20 protein-coding genes are annotated in these 21440 nt (G+C 62.7%); 10 read left to right on the forward strand and 10 right to left on the reverse strand.

Going from position 1 to position 21440, the window contains the following annotated elements:
• Window positions 1-223 precede the first annotated feature (223 nt).
• Window positions 224-529 (reverse strand): hypothetical protein, encoded by a 306-nt coding sequence (locus tag GSQ88_RS07165; RefSeq protein WP_159006682.1) that lies wholly within the window; start codon window positions 527-529, stop codon window positions 224-226.
• Between the two features lie 133 nt (window positions 530-662).
• Here GSQ88_RS07165 and GSQ88_RS07170 point away from each other — a divergent pair, with 133 nt between their 5' ends.
• A complete protein-coding gene (locus GSQ88_RS07170) occupies window positions 663-926 on the forward strand; it encodes a GlsB/YeaQ/YmgE family stress response membrane protein (protein WP_159006683.1) in 264 nt (87 codons plus the stop codon).
• A gap of 81 nt (window positions 927-1007) precedes the next feature.
• Here the strand turns inward: GSQ88_RS07170 and GSQ88_RS07175 are convergent, their stop codons facing one another.
• A complete protein-coding gene (locus GSQ88_RS07175; protein WP_159006684.1) occupies window positions 1008-1424 on the reverse strand; it encodes a DUF1236 domain-containing protein in 417 nt (138 codons plus the stop codon).
• A gap of 207 nt (window positions 1425-1631) precedes the next feature.
• Here GSQ88_RS07175 and GSQ88_RS07180 point away from each other — a divergent pair, with 207 nt between their 5' ends.
• Both GSQ88_RS07180 and GSQ88_RS07185 read left to right on the forward strand, forming a co-directional pair.
• Window positions 1632-3377: a type I secretion system permease/ATPase gene (locus GSQ88_RS07180; RefSeq protein ID WP_159006685.1), complete on the forward strand. Its 1746-nt coding sequence runs from the start codon at window positions 1632-1634 to the stop codon at window positions 3375-3377.
• Window positions 3374-4684: an HlyD family type I secretion periplasmic adaptor subunit gene (locus GSQ88_RS07185; RefSeq protein ID WP_159006686.1), complete on the forward strand. Its 1311-nt coding sequence runs from the start codon at window positions 3374-3376 to the stop codon at window positions 4682-4684. Before GSQ88_RS07180 ends, GSQ88_RS07185 begins: the two co-directional genes overlap by 4 nt.
• A gap of 750 nt (window positions 4685-5434) precedes the next feature.
• Here the strand turns inward: GSQ88_RS07185 and GSQ88_RS07190 are convergent.
• Window positions 5435-5917 carry a CinA family protein gene (locus GSQ88_RS07190; protein WP_159006687.1) on the reverse strand — a complete coding sequence of 161 codons (483 nt, stop codon included), beginning with the start codon at window positions 5915-5917 and terminating at the stop codon, window positions 5435-5437.
• Window positions 5918-6084: 167 nt separating this feature from the next.
• Between GSQ88_RS07190 and GSQ88_RS07195 the strand changes: the two genes are divergently transcribed.
• The 3 genes from GSQ88_RS07195 (at window position 6085) to GSQ88_RS07205 (ending at window position 8770) form a co-directional block, all read left to right on the forward strand.
• Window positions 6085-7158 (forward strand): amidohydrolase family protein, encoded by a 1074-nt coding sequence (locus GSQ88_RS07195; RefSeq protein ID WP_159006688.1) that lies wholly within the window; start codon window positions 6085-6087, stop codon window positions 7156-7158.
• Between the two features lie 88 nt (window positions 7159-7246).
• Complete coding sequence (locus GSQ88_RS07200; protein ID WP_159006689.1) at window positions 7247-8350, forward strand: amidohydrolase family protein; 1104 nt, start codon at window positions 7247-7249, stop codon at window positions 8348-8350.
• Between the two features lie 6 nt (window positions 8351-8356).
• The gene (locus tag GSQ88_RS07205) at window positions 8357-8770 is read left to right on the forward strand and encodes a Rieske (2Fe-2S) protein (RefSeq protein WP_159006690.1); all 414 of its coding nucleotides are present in this window, start codon (window positions 8357-8359) and stop codon (window positions 8768-8770) included.
• A gap of 175 nt (window positions 8771-8945) precedes the next feature.
• On the opposite strand, the gene tcuB is transcribed toward GSQ88_RS07205, so the two are convergent.
• From tcuB to GSQ88_RS07230, 5 genes are all read right to left on the reverse strand, one after another.
• On the reverse strand, window positions 8946-10064 hold the full coding sequence (gene tcuB, locus GSQ88_RS07210) for a tricarballylate utilization 4Fe-4S protein TcuB (protein WP_159006691.1): 1119 nt from the start codon (window positions 10062-10064) through the stop codon (window positions 8946-8948).
• A complete protein-coding gene (gene tcuA, locus GSQ88_RS07215; protein WP_159006692.1) occupies window positions 10051-11451 on the reverse strand; it encodes an FAD-dependent tricarballylate dehydrogenase TcuA in 1401 nt (466 codons plus the stop codon). Before tcuA ends, tcuB begins: the two co-directional genes overlap by 14 nt.
• Window positions 11452-11526: 75 nt before the next feature.
• Complete coding sequence (locus GSQ88_RS07220) at window positions 11527-12831, reverse strand: MFS transporter (RefSeq protein WP_159006693.1); 1305 nt, start codon at window positions 12829-12831, stop codon at window positions 11527-11529.
• Window positions 12832-13024: 193 nt separating this feature from the next.
• Window positions 13025-14401: a 2-hydroxycarboxylate transporter family protein gene (locus GSQ88_RS07225; protein WP_502706704.1), complete on the reverse strand. Its 1377-nt coding sequence runs from the start codon at window positions 14399-14401 to the stop codon at window positions 13025-13027.
• Window positions 14402-14536: 135 nt separating this feature from the next.
• Window positions 14537-15436, reverse strand: coding sequence for a transcriptional regulator GcvA (locus GSQ88_RS07230; RefSeq protein ID WP_159006694.1), 900 nt, complete (start codon window positions 15434-15436; stop codon window positions 14537-14539).
• Between the two features lie 115 nt (window positions 15437-15551).
• Between GSQ88_RS07230 and GSQ88_RS07235 the strand changes: the two genes are divergently transcribed.
• Window positions 15552-15755: a DUF1127 domain-containing protein gene (locus GSQ88_RS07235; RefSeq protein ID WP_174247947.1), complete on the forward strand. Its 204-nt coding sequence runs from the start codon at window positions 15552-15554 to the stop codon at window positions 15753-15755.
• A 106-nt stretch (window positions 15756-15861) separates the two neighbouring features.
• Window positions 15862-16482: a GNAT family N-acetyltransferase gene (locus tag GSQ88_RS07240; protein ID WP_159006695.1), complete on the forward strand. Its 621-nt coding sequence runs from the start codon at window positions 15862-15864 to the stop codon at window positions 16480-16482.
• Between the two features lie 35 nt (window positions 16483-16517).
• Here the strand turns inward: GSQ88_RS07240 and GSQ88_RS07245 are convergent, their stop codons facing one another.
• Together GSQ88_RS07245 and GSQ88_RS07250 are read right to left on the reverse strand one after the other, a co-directional pair.
• A complete protein-coding gene (locus GSQ88_RS07245; RefSeq protein WP_159006696.1) occupies window positions 16518-17348 on the reverse strand; it encodes an enoyl-CoA hydratase in 831 nt (276 codons plus the stop codon).
• A gap of 140 nt (window positions 17349-17488) precedes the next feature.
• On the reverse strand, window positions 17489-18190 hold the full coding sequence (locus GSQ88_RS07250) for an SDR family NAD(P)-dependent oxidoreductase (protein WP_159006697.1): 702 nt from the start codon (window positions 18188-18190) through the stop codon (window positions 17489-17491).
• 116 nt (window positions 18191-18306) lie between these two features.
• On the opposite strand from GSQ88_RS07250, the gene GSQ88_RS07255 reads away from it, so the two are divergent.
• Both GSQ88_RS07255 and GSQ88_RS07260 read left to right on the forward strand, forming a co-directional pair.
• Entirely contained in the window at window positions 18307-20088 is a 1782-nt protein-coding gene (locus GSQ88_RS07255) for an acyl-CoA dehydrogenase family protein (RefSeq protein ID WP_159006698.1), read from the forward strand.
• A gap of 44 nt (window positions 20089-20132) precedes the next feature.
• Window positions 20133-21221: a Zn-dependent alcohol dehydrogenase gene (locus tag GSQ88_RS07260; RefSeq protein ID WP_159006699.1), complete on the forward strand. Its 1089-nt coding sequence runs from the start codon at window positions 20133-20135 to the stop codon at window positions 21219-21221.
• Window positions 21222-21440 lie beyond the last annotated feature (219 nt).

The raw sequence follows: 21440 nt of genomic DNA on the forward strand, positions 1-21440 counted from the left end.
CGTCCCTGCGTTCTAGCCTGTGAATCTATCTCGGACGTCATCCCCGGGATGAACGCAATTGCGTTCACCCGTGAGGTGCGAGCCTCTTGGGCGAGCCTCGAAGGATGGCCGCACGTACTGCGCTGAACAACATCCTTCGAGGCGCGCCGAAGACGGCGCGCACCTCAGGATGACGGTTCCGGTGTGTCACGGCGGTCGCGCGGACGACGTGACGATTACCTAATCATATCGCCGCGGTTCGTTCAGCCCATTGCTCCACCTCGGAGGGGCCAACAATCTTTTTGGGCTGATGCGGGTTGAGCGTGCCGGCGCTGGCCGACCATCCTTTTGCGAGGATCTGCATCGCGAACAGCTTGGCGTCGACTTCGGTTTTGAAGGTACGGGTCGATCGGACGCTGCCCATGACGCGAACGTCCGTTTTTACTGTTTTGTCCGGCCCGAAGGCGACGTACCAGATATCGATTTGAGTCATGGCAGCATAACGCCGGCCGCGACCGAAAGTTTCGTCGGTGATGGTGAACCGCCTCATCGGCGGGAAAGAATGCCGGCCGGGCTGCAAAACTCCCCACCAACCCCCCCCCACATGGGGTCGTCACGTCACCCAATTATGGTTAGGTTCTCGCCAGCGCGCGGCATCGCGCGTACCAACAGGGGGAATGGTTATGGTATTATCCAACGAAGGCATCGTCGTCATTTTATTCGTTGGCCTGGTTGCAGGCTGGCTTGCCGGAAAGATCGTACGCGGCACCGGCTTTGGGATCATTGGCGACATCATCGTCGGTATCGCCGGCGCGTTCATCGTCAGCCTGCTGTTTCCGAGGCTCGGCATTCATCTTGGGTCGGGTATCGTATCCGAGATCATCTATTCGGCGATCGGCGCGGTCTTGCTGTTGCTGATCGTGCGGCTGCTTCGAGGCCGCTTCTGACGCTGCGGCTTTCGTCCGATTGAGAATGGGGCCATCCGCGAAGATGGCCCCATTTGATTTTCAAGACGTCTTCGAGTGCGATTATTCGACGACTTCGACGATCCGACGGGTGCGCGGGTCGACCAGGACCGTGCGGCCGTTGACGACCGTGTAGCGATAATCGTGCACGCCATATTCCTGCGGCACGTCATAATAGGTGACCCCGGATTCCGGCAGAACCACGCCAACACCGGCGTCGCCGCTATATTGATAGGACGGGCGGCGCTGCTCGACGACATAGCTGCGGAAACGCGGACGCTGGTCGATGCCAAGCACGCCGCTGACGCCGCCGACCACCCCGCCGACAACGCCACCGACCACCGCGCCGAGCGGTCCGGCGGCGCGTTCGCCCTCCCGGGAGCCATGCTCGACGCCGCCGGGGACGCCCTGGGCCTGTGCCATGGCGGGCAGCGCCAATGTGGCAACCACGGCGGTAATTCCGATAAGATGGCGGATCATTCGAACTCCCAAAGATGTCTGTTAAGGTGATGATACAAGCGCTTTGGCGCCCATTAGGTTCCGCCAAACAGCGGGCCCATGCCGCACGGTTCGGGGCTATCGGCGTTTCATTTGAACCTGACTTGATCTTAACGTGACTTAAATGGGTCATCGCTAGAAATTACAGTAAAATCAGGACTTTAGACCGCACATGAAGAGACCAGACCGATGCCAGCCGCTCCGTTAGTCCGGCGTTCCGAACTCGGCGATGCGCTGCGCACCTGCCGCAAGGCGTTCATCGGTCTCGGCGTCATCAGCTGCATGATCAACGTGCTCTATCTGACGGGCTCGTTGTTCATGCTGGAAGTGTATGACCGCGTGCTGCCGAGCCGAAGCGTCCCAACGCTGATCGGCTTGGCGATCCTGGCTGCCGGCATGTACTTCTTTCAGGGCATCCTGGATCTGATTCGCGGACGAATCCTGGGGCGTATCGGGACCGCGCTCGACGAAGCCCTCAACCGCCGGGTGTTCGACACCATGGTGCGGTTGCCGCTGATCGTCGGCAATCGCAACGAGGGCCTGCAGCCGCTGCGCGATCTCGATAACGTACGCTCGTTCCTGTCCGGCGCCGGGCCCGGGGCGTTCTTCGATCTGCCCTGGCTGCCGTTCTATCTGGCCATCTGTTTTGTCTTTCACGTCCTGATCGGGCTCACCGCGCTGATCGGCGCCATCATCCTGGTCAGCCTCACCGTCGTCACCGAATACATGTCGCGCCAGCCCGCACGCGAAGCGACCGGGCTTGCCGCGCGGCGCAACGATCTTGCCACCAGCAGCCGGCGCAATGCCGAGGTGGTGGTGGCGATGGGAATGTCCGGGCGCCTCACCAGCCGCTGGATCGACGCCAACCAGAACTATTTGGCGGGCAATCAGCGCGCCAGCGACATCACCGGAGGTCTCGGCGCGATTGCCAAGGTGCTGCGCATGACCTTGCAATCGGCGGTGCTCGCAGTCGGCGCCTATCTGGTGATCAACCAGCAAGCCACCGCGGGCGTCATCATCGCGAGCTCGATCCTGAGCGCACGGGCGCTGGCTCCGGTCGACCTCGCGATCGCGCACTGGAAAAGTTTTGTTGCCGCGCGCCAGAGCTGGCATCGCCTCAACCGGTTGCTGGAGCAATTGCCGCCACGCGCCGAGCAGATGCTGTTGCAGCCGCCGTCGAGCCGGCTCGCCGTCGAGGCGGTCAGCATCGTGCCGCCGGGCGATCAGAAGCTCATCGTCCAGGACGTCAGCTTTGCGCTCGAGGCCGGACATGGCCTGGGGATTATCGGGCCCAGCGGCTCGGGCAAGTCGTCGCTGGCGCGTGCGCTGGTGGGGGTGTGGCAGCCGTTCCGCGGCAAAGTAAGATTGGACGGTGCGGCGCTCGACCAGTGGGCGGGCGATGTGCTCGGACGCCACATCGGCTATCTGCCGCAGGATGTCGAGCTGTTTGCCGGCACCGTGGCGCAGAACATCAGCCGTTTCGATCCCGATGCCAATTCGGGCGGCATCATTGCTGCGGCCAAGGAAGCCGGCGTGCATCAGCTCATCATCAAGATGCGCGACGGCTACGATACCCAGATCGGCGAGCAGGGCACCGCGCTGTCGGCCGGCCAGGCGCAGCGCGTGGCACTGGCGCGGGCGCTGTACGGCGATCCGTTTCTCATCGTGCTCGACGAGCCGAATTCCAATCTCGATACCGAGGGCGATGAGGCGCTGACCCGGGCCGTCCGCGGCGCGCGTGAGCGCGGCGCTATCGTGGTGGTCGTGGCGCACCGGCCGGTCGGGATCGAGGCGGTCGACCAATTGCTGGTGTTGAAGGACGGCCGCATGCAGGCGTTCGGCCCCAAGGAGACGGTGCTGGGCCAGGTGTTGCAGCGGGTCGCGCCGCCAAGCCCGATCAAGATCGTTTCCGAAGGTGGGGTTGCCAAATCATGAGCGGCGACAAACCCGCAGGCGCGCAAGCCTCGATCCGGTTGCATTTGATCGTCGGACTGACGGTGGTGGTCCTGCTGGCCGGCGGCCTTGGCGGCTGGGCGTCGACGGCTGAAATCTCGGGCGCGCTGATCGCGCCGGGATCGATCGTGGTCGAATCCAGCGTCAAGAAGGTCCAGCATCCGACCGGTGGCGTCGTCGGCGAAGTGCGCGCGCATGACGGCGATCTGGTCAAGGCCGGCGATGTCGTGGTGCGGCTCGACGATACCGTGACCAAGGCCAATCTGGCGATCGTCACCAAGAATCTCGACGGCACGCTGGCGCGGGCCGCGCGGCTTCAGGCCGAGCAGCAGGGTCTCGACAAAATCGTATTTCCGGCTTCGCTGCTCGATCGCACCAATGATCCCGACGTCAAGAACGTGATGGCGAGCGAGGCCAAATTGTTCGAGGTTCGCACCACCGGCAGGATCGGACAAAAGGCGCAGTTGCGTGAACGCATCAAGCAATTGAACGAGGAAATCTCCGGCACGCAGGCGCAGGAGCAGGCCAAGGACCAGGAGATCGCGTTGGTGGAAAAGGAACTGGTCGGCGTTCGCTCGCTCTATGATCAGCACCTCGTGCAGTTGACGCGCTTGACGACGCTCGAGCGCGACGCCGCCCGGATGGCCGGCGAGCGGGCGCAATACGTCGCCACGATGGCACAGGCCAAGGGCAAGATCACCGAAACCGAGTTGCAGATCATCCAGGTCGACAAGGACATGGTCAGCGACGTCTCCAAGGATCTGCGCGAGGCCAACGACAAGATCGGTGAATATGTCGAACGCAAGGTGACCGCCGAAGACCAATTGCGGCGGGTCGACATCCGCGCCCCGCAGGACGGTATGGTCGAGCAATCGACGGTCCACACCGTCGGTGGGGTGATCACGGCCGGCGACGCCATCATGATGATCGTTCCGCAGGCCGACGATCTCCAGGTCGAGGCCAAGGTCAATCCGCAGGACATCGACAAATTGCAGATCGGCGAAAAGACCTTGCTGCGGCTATCGGCCTTCAACCAGCGCACCACGCCGGAACTGAATGGCGTCGTGATCCGCGTTTCGCCTGACGTCACCACCGACCAGCGCACCGGGCAGTCCTATTACACCATCCGCGTCTCGATGCCGCCGGCCGAGGTCGCGCGTCTCGGCGAGGTCAAGCTGATCCCGGGGATGCCGGTCGAAGCCTTCGTGCAGACCGGCGATCGCACCATGCTGGCCTATCTGATCAAGCCGCTGCGCGACCAACTGATGCGCGCGTTCCGCGAGCGATGAGGCCGCCTTCCCGGCGCAGCCGCCGCTTCGCCGTCATCCTGAGGAGCTGTGAAGCCATCTCGGACGTCATCCCCGGTATGAACGCGATTTAGTTCATCCGCGCTCGACATTTCTGATTTTCCGAAATTGTTCTTGACTCGTGACCCAAATCAGATGCTTATTTCTTGCCATCCCGTCCCGAGAGAGGGGGCGTTGGCCATCGTCACTGACGTTGGGGCGGGGAGCGGTGGACGCGAAAGCTGCGACTGACGAGCGTGGCTGATGCGGACGGCAAAGTCGTGTGGTCCTGACGCCCCAATGGCCGGTGTCAAATTCCTGGGAAGCTCGCGCTTCCTGGGAGTGACGGTGACAAACAAGCCAAGGTCTCGCCGGGGAGAGCACGATATAAGCTGTAAAACCATTGCGCAGGGAAGGCCGGACTGCTTCCGCTGAACCTGTATGCTCGTGTGCGTTTTTGTTTGCTACCTTTGCACACGAGATCGCGGGTGCAGCGCGCACCCGGTCTTCCCTGCGCCCTCTTCTCTTTTTGAGGGCAAACGAATTTGCAAACCTCGGGCGCAGTGCGTCGCGAGAACGTGGAGGTGTGTGCGTTTGATCGGATGCCGATTATCCGTCTACGTCGTCCCGGCCTCGCGCCGAGACCCATACGCCGTGTCGTCTCGTTTTCGGCAGTGTGGCAGGCGCCTCGCGCTTCCATCAACGCCAGGGGTTATGGGTCCCCGCCTGCGCGGGGACGACGAGAGACTGCCGCTATCGCGACAAATTCTGCAACAGGAAATTCAGCGCCGTGCTCGCAAACACATGCATGTTGTCGAACCGGTCGCTCTTGCCTGTCTCCAGCGTCATCGCCGATGCCTCCGCGCCGGCGATGCCGATGCAGCTATGGCCGGCGGCGTCGCCGTAGCGGTTGCCGGTCGGTCCGGTCGCGCCGGTCTCCGACAATCCCCAATCGGTGGCAAAGCGCTGGCGCATCTGGCTCGCCAGCAGTTTGGCGTAGGGCTCCGATGCCGAGCGTATCCCTTTCATCGCATCGTCCGGGATGTCCATCAGGATCCGCCGCGCATCGCGGGTATAGACCACCGCGCCGCCGAGGAAATACGCCGAGGCGCCCGGCACCGCGAGCAGGGAAGCCGAAATCAGGCCGCCGGTGGAAGATTCCGCGACCGCGATGGTCTGGCGCCGTTCGATCAACTTCACGGCTATTTTCTCGGCGATCGCGACGAGTTCCTTCATGGATTTTCCTTCCCTCAGGTTTCCTGTGCCCTGGTCCATGTTGTCCTAACACACGAGAACACCGATTACGCAAGTTGCGACCGGCGGGCAGGCCTGCTTGAATACCGCCAACAATCGAGGGATCGGCCCGTGACTGCTGTGGGCAGGGCCGCCTGTGAGGAAACAACATGACGTCACCAATCGCGGGAGGCGTGGATTGCGATCTGCATCCGGCCGTTCCTCATCTGACCAGCCTGTTGCCCTATCTTAGCGATTACTGGCGCGACCAGGTCACGACCCGGGGCATGGTCGATCTGGTGTCGCAATCCTATCCGGCGAATTCGCCCATCACCTCGCGGCCGGACTGGCGGCCATCCAAAGGCAAGCCGGGGTCCAACCTCCTGGACATGCAGGCCCAGGCGCTGGATCCGTTCGGTGTGAGTTACGCGATCTGCAATCCCTTATACGGGGTGCAGATGGTGTTCAGCGAGGACATGGCGGACGCGTTCTGCCGCGCCTTGAACGACTGGCTGGTCAAGGAATGGCTCGACAAGGATGCACGGCTGCGCGGCTCGATCGTGATCCCGGTGCAGAGCATCGAGAAGTCGGTGGTGGAGATCGAACGCTGCGCGCAGGACAAGCGCTTCGTTCAGGTACTGATGCTGGTGATGGGCGACATGCCGCTCGGCAAGCGCGCCTACTGGCCGATCTATGCGGCGGCCGAGCGGCTGGGATTGCCGATCGGGATTCACGCCGGCAGCAACTATCACAACCCGCCGACTTCAGTTGGCTGGGGCTCCTATCACATCGAGGATTACGTCGCCCAGGCGCAGGCGTTCCAGACCCAGATGACAAGCCTGATCGTCGAAGGCGTGTTCGCCCGGCATCCCGCCTTGAAAATGGTGATGCTGGAATCCGGCTTCACCTGGCTGCCGTCTTATCTGTGGCGGCTGCACAAGTTCTGGCGCGGCACCCGGATGGAAACGCCGTGGCTGGATCGCGCGCCGCTGGAAATTGTGCGTAGCAACATCCGCTTTTCGCTGCAGCCGGTCGACGCGCCGCCGGACCCCGCAACATTAAATCGGCTGTTTGACCATATGCAGTCGGACGAATTGCTATTATTTTCCACCGACTATCCGCACTGGCAATTCGACGGCGATTTGGCGCTGCCCGAAGGAATCTCACCCGATCTCGTGCGCAAGATCATGATCGACAATCCGCACGCGACCTATCCGCGCCTGAAGCAATCGGTAGCGGCATGATCCCGAAAAGCATGCCCTCGGGCCACGACCCGATGGGTGGAATCCGGTTTTCGGATAAGATCATGCCTCTAGAAAAGGAGACCACGCGATGAACGTCCAGTTTCGTCCCGGCTCTGCACCGAGCACCTCCGTCAAGACCGCGATCGCCGATTGCGACATCCATCCGGCGCGCAAAAGCCTGAAGGATCTTTATCCTTACATGGCAAAGCGCTGGCACGAGCATCTCGAGACCTATGGCAAGCATCCCTATCAGGGCATGATGGAAGGGCCGCCCTATCCGAAAGCGCAGCCCAATGCGTCGCGCCGCGATGCCTATCCGCCGGAAGGCGGCCAACAGGGCTCGTCGCTGTCGTTCATGCAGCAGCAGCACCTCGATCCGAACAATGTGGCGCTCGGCGTATTGTGCCCGCTGCAGACCGGGCAAGGCATCCGCAACCAGGATCTCAGCGCGGCACTGGCGACCGCGGTCAACGATTGGCAGATCGCGGAATGGACCAGCAAGGACAGCCGGCTCAAGGGTTCGGTGGTGGTAGCCAACGAGGATGGTCCGGCGGCGGCTGCCGAAATCCGCAAGCGCGCCGGCGACAAGAATTTCGTCCAGGTGCTGTTGCTGAGCCGTAACGTCGAGCCGTTGGGCCAGCGCCGCTATTGGCCGATCTATCAGGCCGCGGCGGAAGCGGGGCTTCCGATCGGCATCCATGCCTTCGGCTTCGGCGGCAATCCGATCACGGCGTCGGGCTGGCCGAGCTACTACATCGAGGAAATGGTCGGCCATTCGCAGTGCCAGCAGACCGCATTGGCGAGCCTCGTGCTGGAGGGCGTGTTCGAGCGCCACCCGACGCTCAAGATGGTGATGATCGAAGCCGGCTTCGGCTGGGCGCCGTCGCTGTCGTGGCGGCTCGACAAGAGCTGGGAGCGGATGCGCAGCGAGGTGCCGCACGTCAAGCGGCCGCCATCGGAATATATCCGCGATCACATTTTCTGGACCACGCAGCCGATGGAGGATCCAGAGCGGCGCGATCATCTGTTCGACGTGATCGATTGGGTCGGCTGGGATAAATTATTGTTCGCCACCGACTACCCGCACTGGGATTATGACGAGCCGTCGCGGGTGCTGCCGCCGGGCGTCAGCGACGCCAACCGCGAGGCGTTCTATCTCGGCAATGCGCGCAAGTTGTACGGGGTGACGTGAACTGAAATGGCCCGTCATGTCATCGCGCCGGTGGCTGATCTACCGCCGGGCACACGCAAATTCCTCACCATCGATGAGCGGCCGATCGCGGTCTTCAACATCAAGGGCGAATTCTTCGGCCTGATGAACCGCTGCCCGCACCAGGGTGCGGCGTTGTGCGAGGGGCCGCTGATCGGGTTGGCACAATCCTCCGATCCCGGCGAGATCGAATACACCAAGCTCGGCGAGATCATCCGCTGCCCCTGGCACGGCTGGGAATTCGACATCCGCACCGGCCAGTCCTACTGCGACCCCAAGCGCTTTCGCGTCAAAGCCTACCCCGCGCATGTCGAACCGGGCTCCAGCGTCGTGAAGGGCCCGTATGTCGCCGAGACGCTCTCGGTGTCGGTGGAAAGCGATTACGTGGTGGTGGATTTGTGAAGTTATCGGCGCCGTCATCCCGAGAGCGTGTGAAGCTATCTCCCGACGTCATCCTGAGGAGCGGCGTCTTCGCCGCGTCTCGAAGGATGGTGTTCAGCATCGTGCCTGCGGCCATTCTTCGAGGCTCGCACCTCACGGGTGAACGCAATTGCGTTCATCCCGGGGATGACGTCAACTACTTGGCTGCCGCCCCATGCGCCATCATCTGCCGTTCCCGCGCATAGCGTACCAACGCGACGTAGCGGTAGATGCCGTGGACGAATTTTCCATAGGGCATGGTGACGAACAGCGCGAACACCACGCCGAGATGCAACGCCAATAGCGGTCCCATCGCCGCGCTGTCGCGGAGCAACAACAAGGCGATGCCGGTGAGCGCGGTCAGGAACAGCATCGCGATGAAGGCGACATCCATGCCCATGCGCGCCTGATCGACCAGCACCGGATCGCGCTTCCATTTCTCCGTCAGCAAGCCGACCGGCCCGATCAAGAGACCGATGCCGCCGAGCGTGCCAAGCACCACCGGTAAATCCCACCAGGCGTAGGGCGCCTCTCGTGCCAGCAGATAATGATACAGCGTTCCGACCACGGTCGCGGCGAAGCACAGCCCAAAACCGTAGAAGGTCAGATGATGATAGATCTTACGCCGGTCGGTCGGGTGATCGTCTTCGTTGAAGCAACCGACGCCGCCGCCGTCGAGATAGCGCAACTCGCCGGCATCGCGCATCGCCTGGAACAACGAGCCAGCATCGACGCGTCCGCCGACCGGTTCGCCGATATCGCGCCAAAAGGCGCGGACGCCCATGGTGAGTGCGATGATCGCGTAGAGCAAGGCTGCGCCGAACAGCAACGCCATCGCATTGTGCGGCATCAGTCGATAGAACGCGCCCGGCCCGGTGTGGATGCCGTAGAGCACCTGATGATCATTGAACGCGGCAAAGCCGAAGATAAAGGCCGCCACGCTCAACGCCGCGATCACGCTGATCGCCAGTCCATTGCGCGCGAACAGTCCGGAGAAGGCGCGCGGCCAGGCATAAGCGGCATAGGATTCGGCGCGCGCGATCGCCAAATTTTGGGGAACGTTGACGTTGTATTCATGCGGCGGCGAGAACTGGCAGTCGGTGTAGCAGGCGCCGCAGCTATGGCAGAGGTTGGCGAGGTAATTGAGATCGCCGTCGGAAAACGAGCGGCGCATTTCCATCGCCGGAAATACCGCGCAGAGACCTTCGCAATAGCGGCAGGAATTGCAGACCGTCATCAGCCGGTCGGCTTCCTCGAGAATTCTAGTTCCGTGCATTTTGCGCCGCTTCCCGTCCCGCGATTCGTCCGAATACGCTGCCGATGGTCATTCCGATGCCGGCGGCATAGCCCTTGCCGAGCACATTGCCGGCCATGATCTCGCCGGCCGCGAACATGTTCGCCGAAGGCTTGCCGTCCTTCATTACCATGCGGGCCTGCTTGTTCACGCGGGTGCCGAGATAGGTGAAGGTGATGCCGGGCCGCACCGGATAGGCGTAATAAGGCGGCGTCTCGATCTTCCGCGCCCAATGGGTCTTCGGCGGCGTCAGCCCTTCGGTGCGGCAGTCGTCGAGAATGGTGTGGTCGAAGGTGCCAGGTCGCACCGCGGCATTGAATTCCGTGACGGTCTTTTCCAAAACGGCTGCATCAAGCTCGAACTTGCCGGCCAACTCGGCAATGGAATCCGCCTTGATCGGCGGAAACAGCGTCGGCATGAAGCTGTTCAGCACAGTCGAATCAAAAATGATGTAGGCGATCTGGTCGGGCTGGGCCGCGACCAGGCGGCCCCAGATCGCATAGCGCTTGGGCCAGATGTCCTCGCCCTCGTCATAGAAGCGTTGCGCGTGCTTGTTGACGACAATGCCGAACACCACGGAATCATGGCGCGTGATGATGCCGCCGTCGAATTTCGGCGCGCGCGCGTCGATCGCGACCGCGTGACATTGGGTGGGATCGCCGACTTCCTGCACGCCCTTGGCGAGCAACGTCTTCAGGATCGAGCCGCGATTATAGGGCGTGCCGCGGATCAGGAAATTGTCGGCGGCCTCGCCCCAATATTGCTTCAGCCATTCGATGTTGGCTTCGAACCCGCCGGCCGCGGCGACCAGGGTCGCGGCGCGGATTTCGGTGGCGCCGCCGATCGGCTGCTTCAGCGTTGCCGACAGGAACATGCCGTCTTCGATTCTGAGGTCGGTCACTTCGGCATCGTAGGCGATCGCGATGCCGATCTGCTCGGCGGTGAGATATAGCGCGTTGAGCATCGCCCGGCCGCCGCCGAGGAAGAACGAATTGGTGCGCCCGAGACTGAGCGTGCCGCCGAGCGAAGGCTGCCAGCGCACGCCCTGTTCGACCACCCAGCCCAGGATGTCCTTGGACTCCCGGATCATGTGTCTGGCCAGTTCCTCGTCGGTCTGGCCGCCGGTCACGCGCAACAGATCGTCCCAGAATTCCTGCTCGGTGTAGGGCCCGGTGAGGATTTCGGTTGCGGCGTCGTGGGCGCAGCGCATGTTGCGGGTATGGCGGGTGTTGCCGCCGCGATAGAATTTCGGCGCGCCTTCCAGCACCAGCACCGATGCCCCGGATCGCCGCGCGCTGATCGCGGCGCATAACGCGGCATTGCCGCCGCCGATCACCAGCACATCGAACTTCTGGGCGAGGTCAACCATGTGTTCTTATTGTCTTCTTTGCATCGAAGAAGCAATCGGCCGCAGCCGATTGCTGCACGCGTGACGCACAGAGGCCTATGCGGTGACGGCCTCGCGGGCTTCGACGGCGCTGCCGCGATAAATCGCAAGCGCTGCAATAAAACCACTGGCCGCGGCACACATCAGCCAGAAGCCGGGGGATGCCTTGTCGCCGGTCCGGTCGATCAAGATCGTAGATGCGAACGGCGTGAAGGTGCCGAACAGGGCCGCCGCCAGCGCGAAGGCCAGCGAGAAGCAGGTGGTGCGGACATGCGCCGGCACGACTTCCACCAGCGCGCCCAGCATGGCGCCGCTGTAAACGCCGAAATAGAGCGAGAACATCATCTCAACCGACAGCAATTTGCCGAAGGTCGGGGCAGCCGTCAGCCAGAGCAGCGCGGGATAGGCGGTCAAGAAAGACAGGCCCGAGATCGCCAGCAGCACCGGCTTGCGGCCGACCCGGTCGGATAGCGCGCCTCCGACCGGATTCCAGATGAAGTTGGCGATGCCAACCAGCATGGTCACGAGAAGGGCGTCCTGGCCGGAGAGCTTCAGCACGTTCTTGCCGAAGGTCGGGGTATAGACGGTGACGAAATAGAACGTCACGGTGGTCATCGCCGTCAGCATCATACCGAGCGCGATGATGCGCCAGTTCACCGCTGCCGAGGAGAATACCTCCGATGTGGTCGGGTGCGTCTTCATCGCCAGGAACGCCGGCGTTTCCTCCAGCGTTCGGCGCAGCACGAAGATGACGGGAATGATCAGGCAACCGATAAAGAACGGAATGCGCCAGCCCCATGCCGCGACCGTATCGGCCGGCATCATTTCGCTGAGTGCGAAGCCGATAATGGCGGCGACGACGATCGCGACCTGCTGGCTTGCCGACTGCAACGAGGTATAGAAGCCCCGATTGCCGGGGGTCGCGATTTCGGACAGGTAGACCGACACGCCGCCGAGTTCGACGCCTGCGGAGAATCCCTGCAACAACCGGCCCGCCAGCACGATGATCGGCGCGGCGATGCCGATGGTGGCGTAGGTCGGGCAGAACGTGATGACGACGGTGCCGGCGGCCATGATCGCGAGTGTGACGATCAATCCCTTGCGGCGGCCGATCCGGTCGATATAGGCGCCGAGTACGATCGCGCCGACCGGGCGCATCAACGCGCCGAGCCAGAATACGCCGAAGGTGTTCAGCAGGGCTGCCGTGTCATTCTGGGCCGGGAAGAACGCCTTGGCGATCGCGCTGGCATAAAAGCCGAACAGGAAAAAATCGAACTGCTCGAGGAAATTGCCGCTGGTGGCGCGCAGAATGGCGCCAAGGCGCGACTTGATCGCCGGCGGCTGGGATGTCGATGGTTGCAAAGCGAATTCTCCCCCGTGTTCGAAATGGCCGGTGCGGAAAGGCTTCTCGCCCGCCGCCGGCTGCTTTTTGGAGGGTCAATCTGCCACGTCCGCGCGGCGCGACCAACCGGAAAACACTAGATAAATCGGATACTACGGGATCCCACCGGTTGGACGGTAGCCCGGCGCCAAGGCTCGCCGTGGGCCTTGCGCATCAGCCGATCTGGGTCAACACGATCAGCACCACGGTCACGGTGAGCGCGCCACCGATGCGGGTTGCGATTTGCGCGAACGGCATCAGTTGCATCCGGTTGGCCGCGGTGAGGATGGCGACGTCGCCGGTGCCGCCCTGCCCACTGTGGCAGGCGGTGACGATCGCGGTATCGATCGGGTACATCTTCAGCCAGCCGCCGACGAAAAAAGCCGTGGTCATGATCGTCACCACGACCGAGACGATGGTGATGACGTACGTCAACGTGAAAGCCGCCACCAGCTTGTCCCACGGCGTCATTGCAACGCCGATCGCAAACAGCAGCGGATAGGTCACCGCGGTCGAAAAGAATTTGTAGACGTGAAAGGCCCCGACCTGGAGCGATGGCGAAACCGCCCGCGTCAGCTTCAGGGCCACCGCGATCATCAGCATCACCACCGGCGCGGGAAAGTCGAGCAGCCGCTGCGCCAGCGCGCCGATCAGATACAGCGTGACCGCGGTAACGACGGCTGCGCCGATGGTCGCCGTGTCGACGCGCGCCTCGGCTGCTTCCTCCTCACCTTCAAGCTCTTCGTTCTCGCCCGGTTGCAGGCGCCCTTCGCCGGTGAGATGCGGATACTTCTTGCCGACATAATTGAGCGTGCCCGCCAGCAGGATCGCGGTCAGGCTGCCGAGCATCACCGGGGGCAAGACTTGCGCGAACAGATCGCCTTGCGGCTGGTGAAGGATTTGCGCATAGCCGATCGAGAGTGGGATCGCCCCCTCGCCGATGCCTCCGGCCATGATTGGGACCACGACAAAGAAGAACGTGTGGTAGGCGCCAAGACCGAGCAGGACGCCGACCAGCGTTCCGACGATGGCGCCGGCGACCGAGCCCGCGGCCAGTGGGATGAATATCTTGAGGAAGCCCTTGATCAGGACGGCCCGGTCCATCCCCAGGATGCTGCCGACGATGATGCAGGCAATGAACAGATACAGAAAATTCGAATCCTTGGTGAATTCTCTGACCGAATCCAGAATGGAGGCGGGCAGAAATTGATGGAATGCGAGATAAGACGGGATGAAGGTGGCGAATATCGCGGCCGCTCCGATGTTGCGGATGATCGGAATGCGCTTGCCCAATTCGGCGCAGGTAAAGCCGCCCATCGAGAGCAGCACGATCGACATCAGGATGTCGGACGGCACCTTTCCGGTGAGCGCGAATCCGGCAATCACCGCGAACAGGATCAGGAAGATCGGCAGCGGAATGATGCCGATCTTGTAATCGACGATCGACCACCAGACCTTGGGCCAGAATGCCGTCGTGTTGTCTTGCAAAGACGTGTTGTTCTGCAAAGTCTCGCCCGGCAAAACGGGCGCGATGCCCTTGGCGTTTGGCAATTTCGGTCCTCCCTGGACGTGGCCGGTACGGAAGGTCTCTCGCCAGCCGACTGTGTTTTCTTCAATCTGCCATGCCGGCGCGGCGCGACCAACCGGAAAACACCGGTCAAATCGGATACCGCAGTGCGAGGTCGCTCAGGGCTTGTTCTGCGCCGATGCGCCGAGCCATTGCCGGAAGGCCGCCAGCTTTGGCGGATCGGCGCGCGCCTCGGGTGAGACCAGATAGAAGCCTGCGTCCGTCGGCAGCGTGATTTTGAAGGGAACCACGAGGCGACCCTTGGCGATGTCGGCTTCAACGTAGGAGGTCCGGCCCATCGCAACCCCGATGCCGTCGATCGCGGCCTGCACCGTCATCAGGATCAAGTCGAAGGTCAGCCCGGGTTGCTCGGAGATGTTGATCGGCAGCCCGGCGGCGGTGAGCCACAACCGCCAGTCGTCGTCATAGCTGCCGCTCGAGTGCAGCAGTGTGTAGTGGGCCAGATCTTCCGGGCACTTTAGCGGCCGGTTGCCGCCGAGCAGCGCCGGGCTGCACACCGGAAACAGTTCATCGGCGGTTAGCCAGTCGGCGCGCAGCCCGGGCCAGCGCCCGCGGCCATAGCGGATCGCGGCATCGACGTCGCCGCCCTTGAAATCGACCAGGGCGCTTGAGGTGGTGATGCGGACATCGATCCCGGGATGGGCTTCCTGAAAGGCGGAAAGCCGTGGCAGCAGCCATTTCGCCGCCATCGAGGCCAGCGTCGAGATCGTCAGCACATGGTCGTTGTCCTTGCGCAGCAAGCGGTCGGTCGCGAGCCGCAAATCGTTGAACGCGGCACGAACACCCGGCAGGTAATCCCTGGCTTCCGGCGTCAGCACCAGCGAACGGTTCTGCCGGACGAACAACCGGATCCCCAGTTCCTGCTCGAGCCGCCGGATCTGGTGGCTGATCGCGGTTTGCGTGACATTGAGCTCGGTCGCCGCGTTGGTAAAGCTGAGGTGCCGGGCGGCCGCTTCAAAGGCCCGCAATCCATTGAGCGAGGGCAGCCTGGCGGTCATCTCAGGGCCGGTCCACACATGAATTTATCTCATCTGAAGTGGAACAAAGTGTCGTTTGTGGAAGGCCCCAATCGGGCACACATTCGCGGCAACAGCTTAGATTCAGGAGATAAAAATGTCCATTTATTCGCATCAACCGATGATAAATCATCATGGTTCTGGGTTTTGGAGCCAGGTCGAGGAAACCATCCACGTCTGGGGCGAGCGGCTGCGCCAGCGCCGGGAATTGGCTCAGTGGACCGACCGCGACCTGCATGATGTCGGGGTTTCGCGCAGCGACGTCATTCACGAGACTGAAAAGCCGTTTTGGCGGGCATGAAATGCAGCCTGGCCGGCGTCGCCTCTCAGGAGGGACGCCGGCCAATTCTTTTCAGGGTTCCGATTCTTTCGAGGCTGCGATTCTTTCGAGGCTGAAGGGACGTGTCATGACTGCTCTGCGGCTCGATGATTTAAAGCAATATTCGGACGTTCTGCGTGCGCGCGACGGAAGGGTAGTCACGGTGCGTTTCGTCGAGCCGCGCGACGCCGAGGAACTGCAAAATTATTTCCGCTCGCTCTCAAGCCGCTCCCGCTACAACCGTTTTCTCGGCGCGATGAGCGAATTGCCGCACAACGTGCTCGATCATTTCATCCATGTCGGCGAGCGCGATGAATTCAGCGTCGTCGCAACGATCAAGGTCGATGGATTTGAAACATTGGTCGGTGAGGCCCGCTACGCGTTTCATGCCGAACCCGAAAGCCTGGAGTTCGGCCTGTCGATCGACGACCGCTGGCAGGGCCAGGGCATCGGTGCGGCACTGCTGCGGAATCTGGAATGCCGTGCTGCGGCGTTCGGCGCCGAGCGGCTGTTCGGCGATACCTTGCGCTCCAACGACGCGATGCAGGGGCTGGCCCGCAAGTCGGGCTACGCCTTTGTAACAAACCCCGACGACTGGAAGCTGGTGCGTTTTGAAAAGCGCATCAACATTGCGGCGCGGGACATCCCTTGCGCCAGCTGGCGGATCGCAGCGGCGAACGCTGCTCTGAGCGCTGTCGCGGCGCACTGAGGCCCTGAGCGTTTGGCCTCAGTGCCGCCATCGCGCTACCTCCCGGTGAATACCGGCCTGCGCTTGTCGATAAAGGCCTGCACCGCCTCACGGTGATCGGCGGTCGTGGTGAGGCGAACCAGGCGTTCAGCCTCGTGATCCCTCGCGGTCGAAAAATCGAACAGCAGCGCTTCGTCGAGATTGTCCTTCATGTAGCGCAGCGCGAGCGTCGGGCCTTCGGCCATCGACTTTGCCAGCGCAAAGGCCTCTGCCTGAAGCTTGTCGTCCGGCACCACGCGGTTGACGAGGCCGATGGCCTCGCATCTCGCCGCGTCGACCTTGTCGGCGGTGAACATCAATTCGCGCGCCCGCGAGGTCCCGACCAGCCGCGTCAACAGCCATGCGATGCCGTAGTCGCCGCTGAGGCCGACCCGCAGATAGCCGGTGGAAATGAAGGCCGATTGCGCCGCGATGCGGATATCGCAGGCCATCGCCAGTGCCAGGCCCGCGCCGACCGCGGCGCCCGGAAGTGCTGCAATGGTCGGCTTGCGCACCGAAATCAGCGCGCCAGTCAAAAGGCGCTGCCGCTCCTGCAAATCGGCGACCTTCTCGTCATAGGACATTTCCAGTTTCTTCTTGTCGCGATGGGCGCCCATGCCCTTGACGTTGCCACCCGCGCAGAACGCGCTGCCGGCCCCGGTCAACAGCAGCACGCCGACGTCAGGGTTTTCACCGCAGGCCTTGATCATGCCGCGCAAGGCCGGCGTGAGATTGTCCGACATCGCGTTGCGGACTTCCGGCCGGTTCAGCGTGATGACGGCGACGCGGTCGCGGATCACGCACAGCAGTTCATCGGTGCCGGTGTCGATCTTGGTTTCGGTGGTCATTGTTTGTCTCCCCCAAATGTATTTGTTTCGTCATTGCGAGCGCAGCGAAGCAATCCAGGGCCGCAAGGAAGGGCTGGATTGCTTCGTCGCTTCGCTCCTCGCAATGACGGCTGATGGATGGGCTGTAAGGGCTTTGCCCCTTAAAACTTCTCCACCCACGGCCGTACCTCCAGTTCCCAGGTCCAGGCGCTGCGCGGCTGTTGCAGCACGTTCCAGTAGCTCAACGCAATCGCGTCGGGATCGAGCATCGAGTCCGGTCTGTCGGCGGGCTCGGTCCGAACCGCGCTGCGAATCCCGCCGTCGATGACGAAATGCGCGACGTGAATGCCCTGCGGCGACAACTCGCGCGCCATGCTCTGCGCCATGCCGCGCAGCGCGAACTTGCCCATCGCGAACGCGGCCGATTGCGGATAGCCCTTGACGCTGGCCGACGCGCCGGTGAGCAGGATGGCGCCGTGTTTGTTGGGCAACATCCGCTTTACCGCCTGATGCGCCACCAGGAAGCCGCCGAAGGCCGATACGGCAATGGCGTCAGCGACCTCCGCCGGGACGAGATCGGCGAATGCGCCGCGTGCCCGCCCGCTGGCGTTATAGACCACCACGTCCGGCGCTCCGATCTCGCGCTCGACCAGGCCGAACAGCCGCTCGACCTCGTCGGCGTTGGTGGCGTTGCAGGCAAAGGCGCGGGCACCGGTCTCGGTGCAGAGCGCGCCGAGCTTCTCGATCTGGCGCGCGGCCAGTGCGACCTTGATGCCTTGGCGGGCCAACAGCCGCGCCAGCGAGGCGCTAAGGCCCTCGCCGGCGCCGACGATGAGGGCGGTCTTGTATTTGGGTATTTCCATGCGCGTCTTCCTCGATTGGGTGACGAAAATAGCAGTCGTGCCCTGCGTGGGCAGGGCGACACCCCGGCACCCGATATGCGATAGTCAGGCAACGAGGAAACGAACAAGAGCTAATCATGCAGCCACTCAAGCACAACCGCGCCACCGAACCTGTCAATAAGTCGGGATTGCTCGCGCCTGACACCACGGGGATGAACTTCTATCGCGCCGATCCAGCGCTGACGGATCTGCTTCGCCTGCATCTGCCGGATGCGCTGTTTCGCCATATCGAGCCGCATCTCGATCGCCTCGGTGGCCTTGCCGGCGGCCATCTCGACGAATGCGCGCGATTGGCTGACCGTCACCCGCCGGTGCTGCATCAGCGCGACCGTTTTGGCGGCGATTCCCAGACCATCGAATATCACCCGGCCTATCGCGAGTTGGAGAAGGCCGCGTTCGGCGAATTCGGCATTCACGCGATGTCGGTGCGCAAGGGCATCCTGGGCTGGCCGGATAAATATCCTGTCGTCGCAAAGCACGCCTTTACGTTTTTGTTCAACCAGGCCGAGTTCGGCCTGGGTTGTCCGATCAACGTCACCGATGGGTGCGCCAAGCTGCTCAACAATTTCGGTAGCGAGGAATTGAAGGCCCGTTATCTCGACGGCCTGACCCAGACCGACATGAACAGGCTGACCCAGGGTGGCCAGTTCATGACCGAGAAAGAGGGCGGCTCCGACGTCGGCACGCTGACGTCGACCGCGGTGCAGGATGGCGATTACTGGCGGCTCACCGGCGAGAAGTGGTTTTGTTCCAATGCCGACGCCGAAGTGGTGATGCTGCTGGCGCGGCCGGAGGGCGCGGGGCCGGGCACGCGTGGCGTCGGCCTGTTCCTGATGCCGCGGCGGCTCGAGGACGGTTCGCAAAACCATTACCGGATCGTTCGTCTGAAAGACAAATTGGGCACCCGCTCGATGGCCTCGGGCGAGATCAAGCTGGAGGGCGCGATCGCGTACGCGGTCGGCAAGCTCGATCGCGGCTTCGTGCAGATGGCCGAGATGGTCAATTCATCGCGGCTTTCCAACGGCGTCAAATCCACCGCGCTGATGCGCCGGGCGCATCACGACGCGATGACGGTGGCGAAAAATCGTGTGGTGTTCGGCCAGCGCATCATCGATCTGCCGCTGGCGCGGCGCCAATTGATGAAGATCATGCTTGCCACCGAACAGGCGCTGTCGATGAGTTTCATGACCGCCGACGCGCTCGACCGTGCCGAGGCCGGCAGCCAGGATGCCGCGGCGTTGTTGCGCATCCTGACGCCGACATTGAAATTCCGCGCCACCCGCGATGCGCGCAAGGTTTGCGGCGATGCCTTGGAGATGCGCGGCGGCATCGGCTATATCGAGGAATTCGCCACCGCGCGGCTGTTGCGCGATGCCCATCTCGGCTCGATCTGGGAAGGCACCGGCAATATCGTGGCGATCGATACGCTGCAACGCGCGGTCGGCCGGCACGGCGCGGATGCAGCACTCGCTGCGGACCTGCATGCCCGCCTCGACGACAGCGCCAATGTGCCGCAGGCCTGGCGCGACCGGCTGCGTGGTCTGTCCGACCGCGCCATCGGCTTTGCCCGCGAGGTCGCAAGCCGCGCCGACAATGAGGCCGAGGCGCGGCGCGCCACCAGCCTGCTGTATCATGTCGCCAGTGCCGTGCAGCTTGCCTGGGAGGGCGGACGTATTCACCAAATGCGCGGCGACGCCAAGCGGCTGTTGTTGTCGCGCATGGTGGTCGATCATCGCGTGGCGACAGGCGATCCATTCCGGCTCACGGAAAATAATACCCAGCGCGCGATCACGGCCCATCTGCTTGGCGATCGCGACGTCGGCATGGCCGAGGTTGGCGAATTGCTTTCGACGGCGTAGGCTGCGGCCCACGCAAAAAAAAGCAGACATTTAGGGAGACCCCGATGAAGGCCGCCGTCCTGCATGAAGTCAACAAGCCGCTGGTGATCGAGGATGTCAGCGTGCCGAATCCCGGTCCGCGCGAAGTCCTGATCCGCACCCGCGTCGCCGGGCTCTGCCATTCTGATTTGCACTTCATGGAAGGGCTTTATCCGCATCCGCTGCCCGCGGTGCTCGGTCACGAATCCGCCGGCGTCGTCGAAAAGGTCGGCTCCGACGTGCACTATGTGAAGCCCGGCGATCACGTCGTGACGTGCCTGTCGGTGTTTTGCGGCACCTGCGACAACTGCACCACCGGCCGCACCGTACTGTGCACCGATACCACCGTGAAGATGCTGCCCGGCCAATCCAACCGGTTGTCGTGGGCGCGCTCCGAAAAACTCAACCAGTTTCTCAACCTGTCGTCGTTCGCCGAGCAGATGCTGGTGCACGAAAATGCGATCGTCAAAATCCGCAAGGACATGCCGTTGGAACTGGCGGCCTTGATCGGTTGCGGCGTCATCACCGGCTACGGCGCGGTGGTGAACACGGCCGGCGTCAGGGCCGGTGAAACCGTGGCGGTGATCGGCTGCGGCGGCGTCGGCATGGCCGCGATCAATGGCGCCGAGATTGCGGGCGCGGCCCGCATCATCGCGATCGATACCAACCCGGCCAAGCTGCAACTCGCCACCAAATTAGGCGCGACCGACATCGTCGATCCCAGCAATGGCGACGTGGTGAAGCAGGTGCGCGATCTCACCAATGGCGGCGTGCATCATTCGTTCGAGGTGCTCGGCCGCAAGGAAACCGCGGAGCAGGCCTTCGCGATGCTGGCGGCCGGCGGCACCGCGACCATTGTCGGCATGATCCCGTTCGGTCAGAAGATCGAACTGCACGGCTTTGACTTCCTGCGCGAGCGCAGGATCCAGGGCTCGTCGATGGGATCGAACCATTTCCGCGTCGACATGCCCCGCCTGATCGAGTTCTACATGCGCGGCAAGCTGCATCTGGAGGACTGGATCTCGGCCAAATTGAAGCTGTCCGAGATCAACGAAGGTTTTGCCAACATGAAGGCCGGCAAGACCGTGCGCAGCGTGATCATGTTCGATGCGTGAGGCTTGAACGGGCTGTCGGGGCGGACGAACAAAATCTGCGTCGTCCCGGCGAACGCCGGGACCCATAACCCTGGCGTTGATGTTTAGAGAACGCCTCCGCCACTTTGCTCAAATGAGAGGACGCGGCGTGATGGTGTGGACGGCCCCCTACGGCATCAGTTGTGCCAGAATGAGGTTGTTGAGATCTCAGACAAGGGAGCCGTCCGTGAGCCAGATTAT

Source organism: Bradyrhizobium sp. S69 (assembly GCF_009766005.1).
GTDB lineage: Bacteria > Pseudomonadota > Alphaproteobacteria > Rhizobiales > Xanthobacteraceae > Bradyrhizobium.

What these genes read in the sequence shown, in the direction of transcription:
- GSQ88_RS07165 (WP_159006682.1), bottom strand. Translation starts at nt 529, where the DNA reads ATGAGGCGGTTCACCATCACCGACGAAACTTTCGGTCGCGGCCGGCGT.
- GSQ88_RS07170 (WP_159006683.1), top strand. Translation starts at nt 663, where the DNA reads ATGGTATTATCCAACGAAGGCATCGTCGTCATTTTATTCGTTGGCCTG.
- GSQ88_RS07175 (WP_159006684.1), bottom strand. Translation starts at nt 1,424, where the DNA reads ATGATCCGCCATCTTATCGGAATTACCGCCGTGGTTGCCACATTGGCG.
- GSQ88_RS07180 (WP_159006685.1), top strand. Translation starts at nt 1,632, where the DNA reads ATGCCAGCCGCTCCGTTAGTCCGGCGTTCCGAACTCGGCGATGCGCTG.
- GSQ88_RS07185 (WP_159006686.1), top strand. Translation starts at nt 3,374, where the DNA reads ATGAGCGGCGACAAACCCGCAGGCGCGCAAGCCTCGATCCGGTTGCAT.
- GSQ88_RS07190 (WP_159006687.1), bottom strand. Translation starts at nt 5,917, where the DNA reads ATGAAGGAACTCGTCGCGATCGCCGAGAAAATAGCCGTGAAGTTGATC.
- GSQ88_RS07195 (WP_159006688.1), top strand. Translation starts at nt 6,085, where the DNA reads ATGACGTCACCAATCGCGGGAGGCGTGGATTGCGATCTGCATCCGGCC.
- GSQ88_RS07200 (WP_159006689.1), top strand. Translation starts at nt 7,247, where the DNA reads ATGAACGTCCAGTTTCGTCCCGGCTCTGCACCGAGCACCTCCGTCAAG.
- GSQ88_RS07205 (WP_159006690.1), top strand. Translation starts at nt 8,357, where the DNA reads ATGGCCCGTCATGTCATCGCGCCGGTGGCTGATCTACCGCCGGGCACA.
- tcuB (WP_159006691.1), bottom strand. Translation starts at nt 10,064, where the DNA reads ATGCACGGAACTAGAATTCTCGAGGAAGCCGACCGGCTGATGACGGTC.
- tcuA (WP_159006692.1), bottom strand. Translation starts at nt 11,451, where the DNA reads ATGGTTGACCTCGCCCAGAAGTTCGATGTGCTGGTGATCGGCGGCGGC.
- GSQ88_RS07230 (WP_159006694.1), bottom strand. Translation starts at nt 15,436, where the DNA reads ATGACCGCCAGGCTGCCCTCGCTCAATGGATTGCGGGCCTTTGAAGCG.
- GSQ88_RS07235 (WP_174247947.1), top strand. Translation starts at nt 15,552, where the DNA reads ATGTCCATTTATTCGCATCAACCGATGATAAATCATCATGGTTCTGGG.
- GSQ88_RS07240 (WP_159006695.1), top strand. Translation starts at nt 15,862, where the DNA reads ATGACTGCTCTGCGGCTCGATGATTTAAAGCAATATTCGGACGTTCTG.
- GSQ88_RS07245 (WP_159006696.1), bottom strand. Translation starts at nt 17,348, where the DNA reads ATGACCACCGAAACCAAGATCGACACCGGCACCGATGAACTGCTGTGC.
- GSQ88_RS07250 (WP_159006697.1), bottom strand. Translation starts at nt 18,190, where the DNA reads ATGGAAATACCCAAATACAAGACCGCCCTCATCGTCGGCGCCGGCGAG.
- GSQ88_RS07255 (WP_159006698.1), top strand. Translation starts at nt 18,307, where the DNA reads ATGCAGCCACTCAAGCACAACCGCGCCACCGAACCTGTCAATAAGTCG.
- GSQ88_RS07260 (WP_159006699.1), top strand. Translation starts at nt 20,133, where the DNA reads ATGAAGGCCGCCGTCCTGCATGAAGTCAACAAGCCGCTGGTGATCGAG.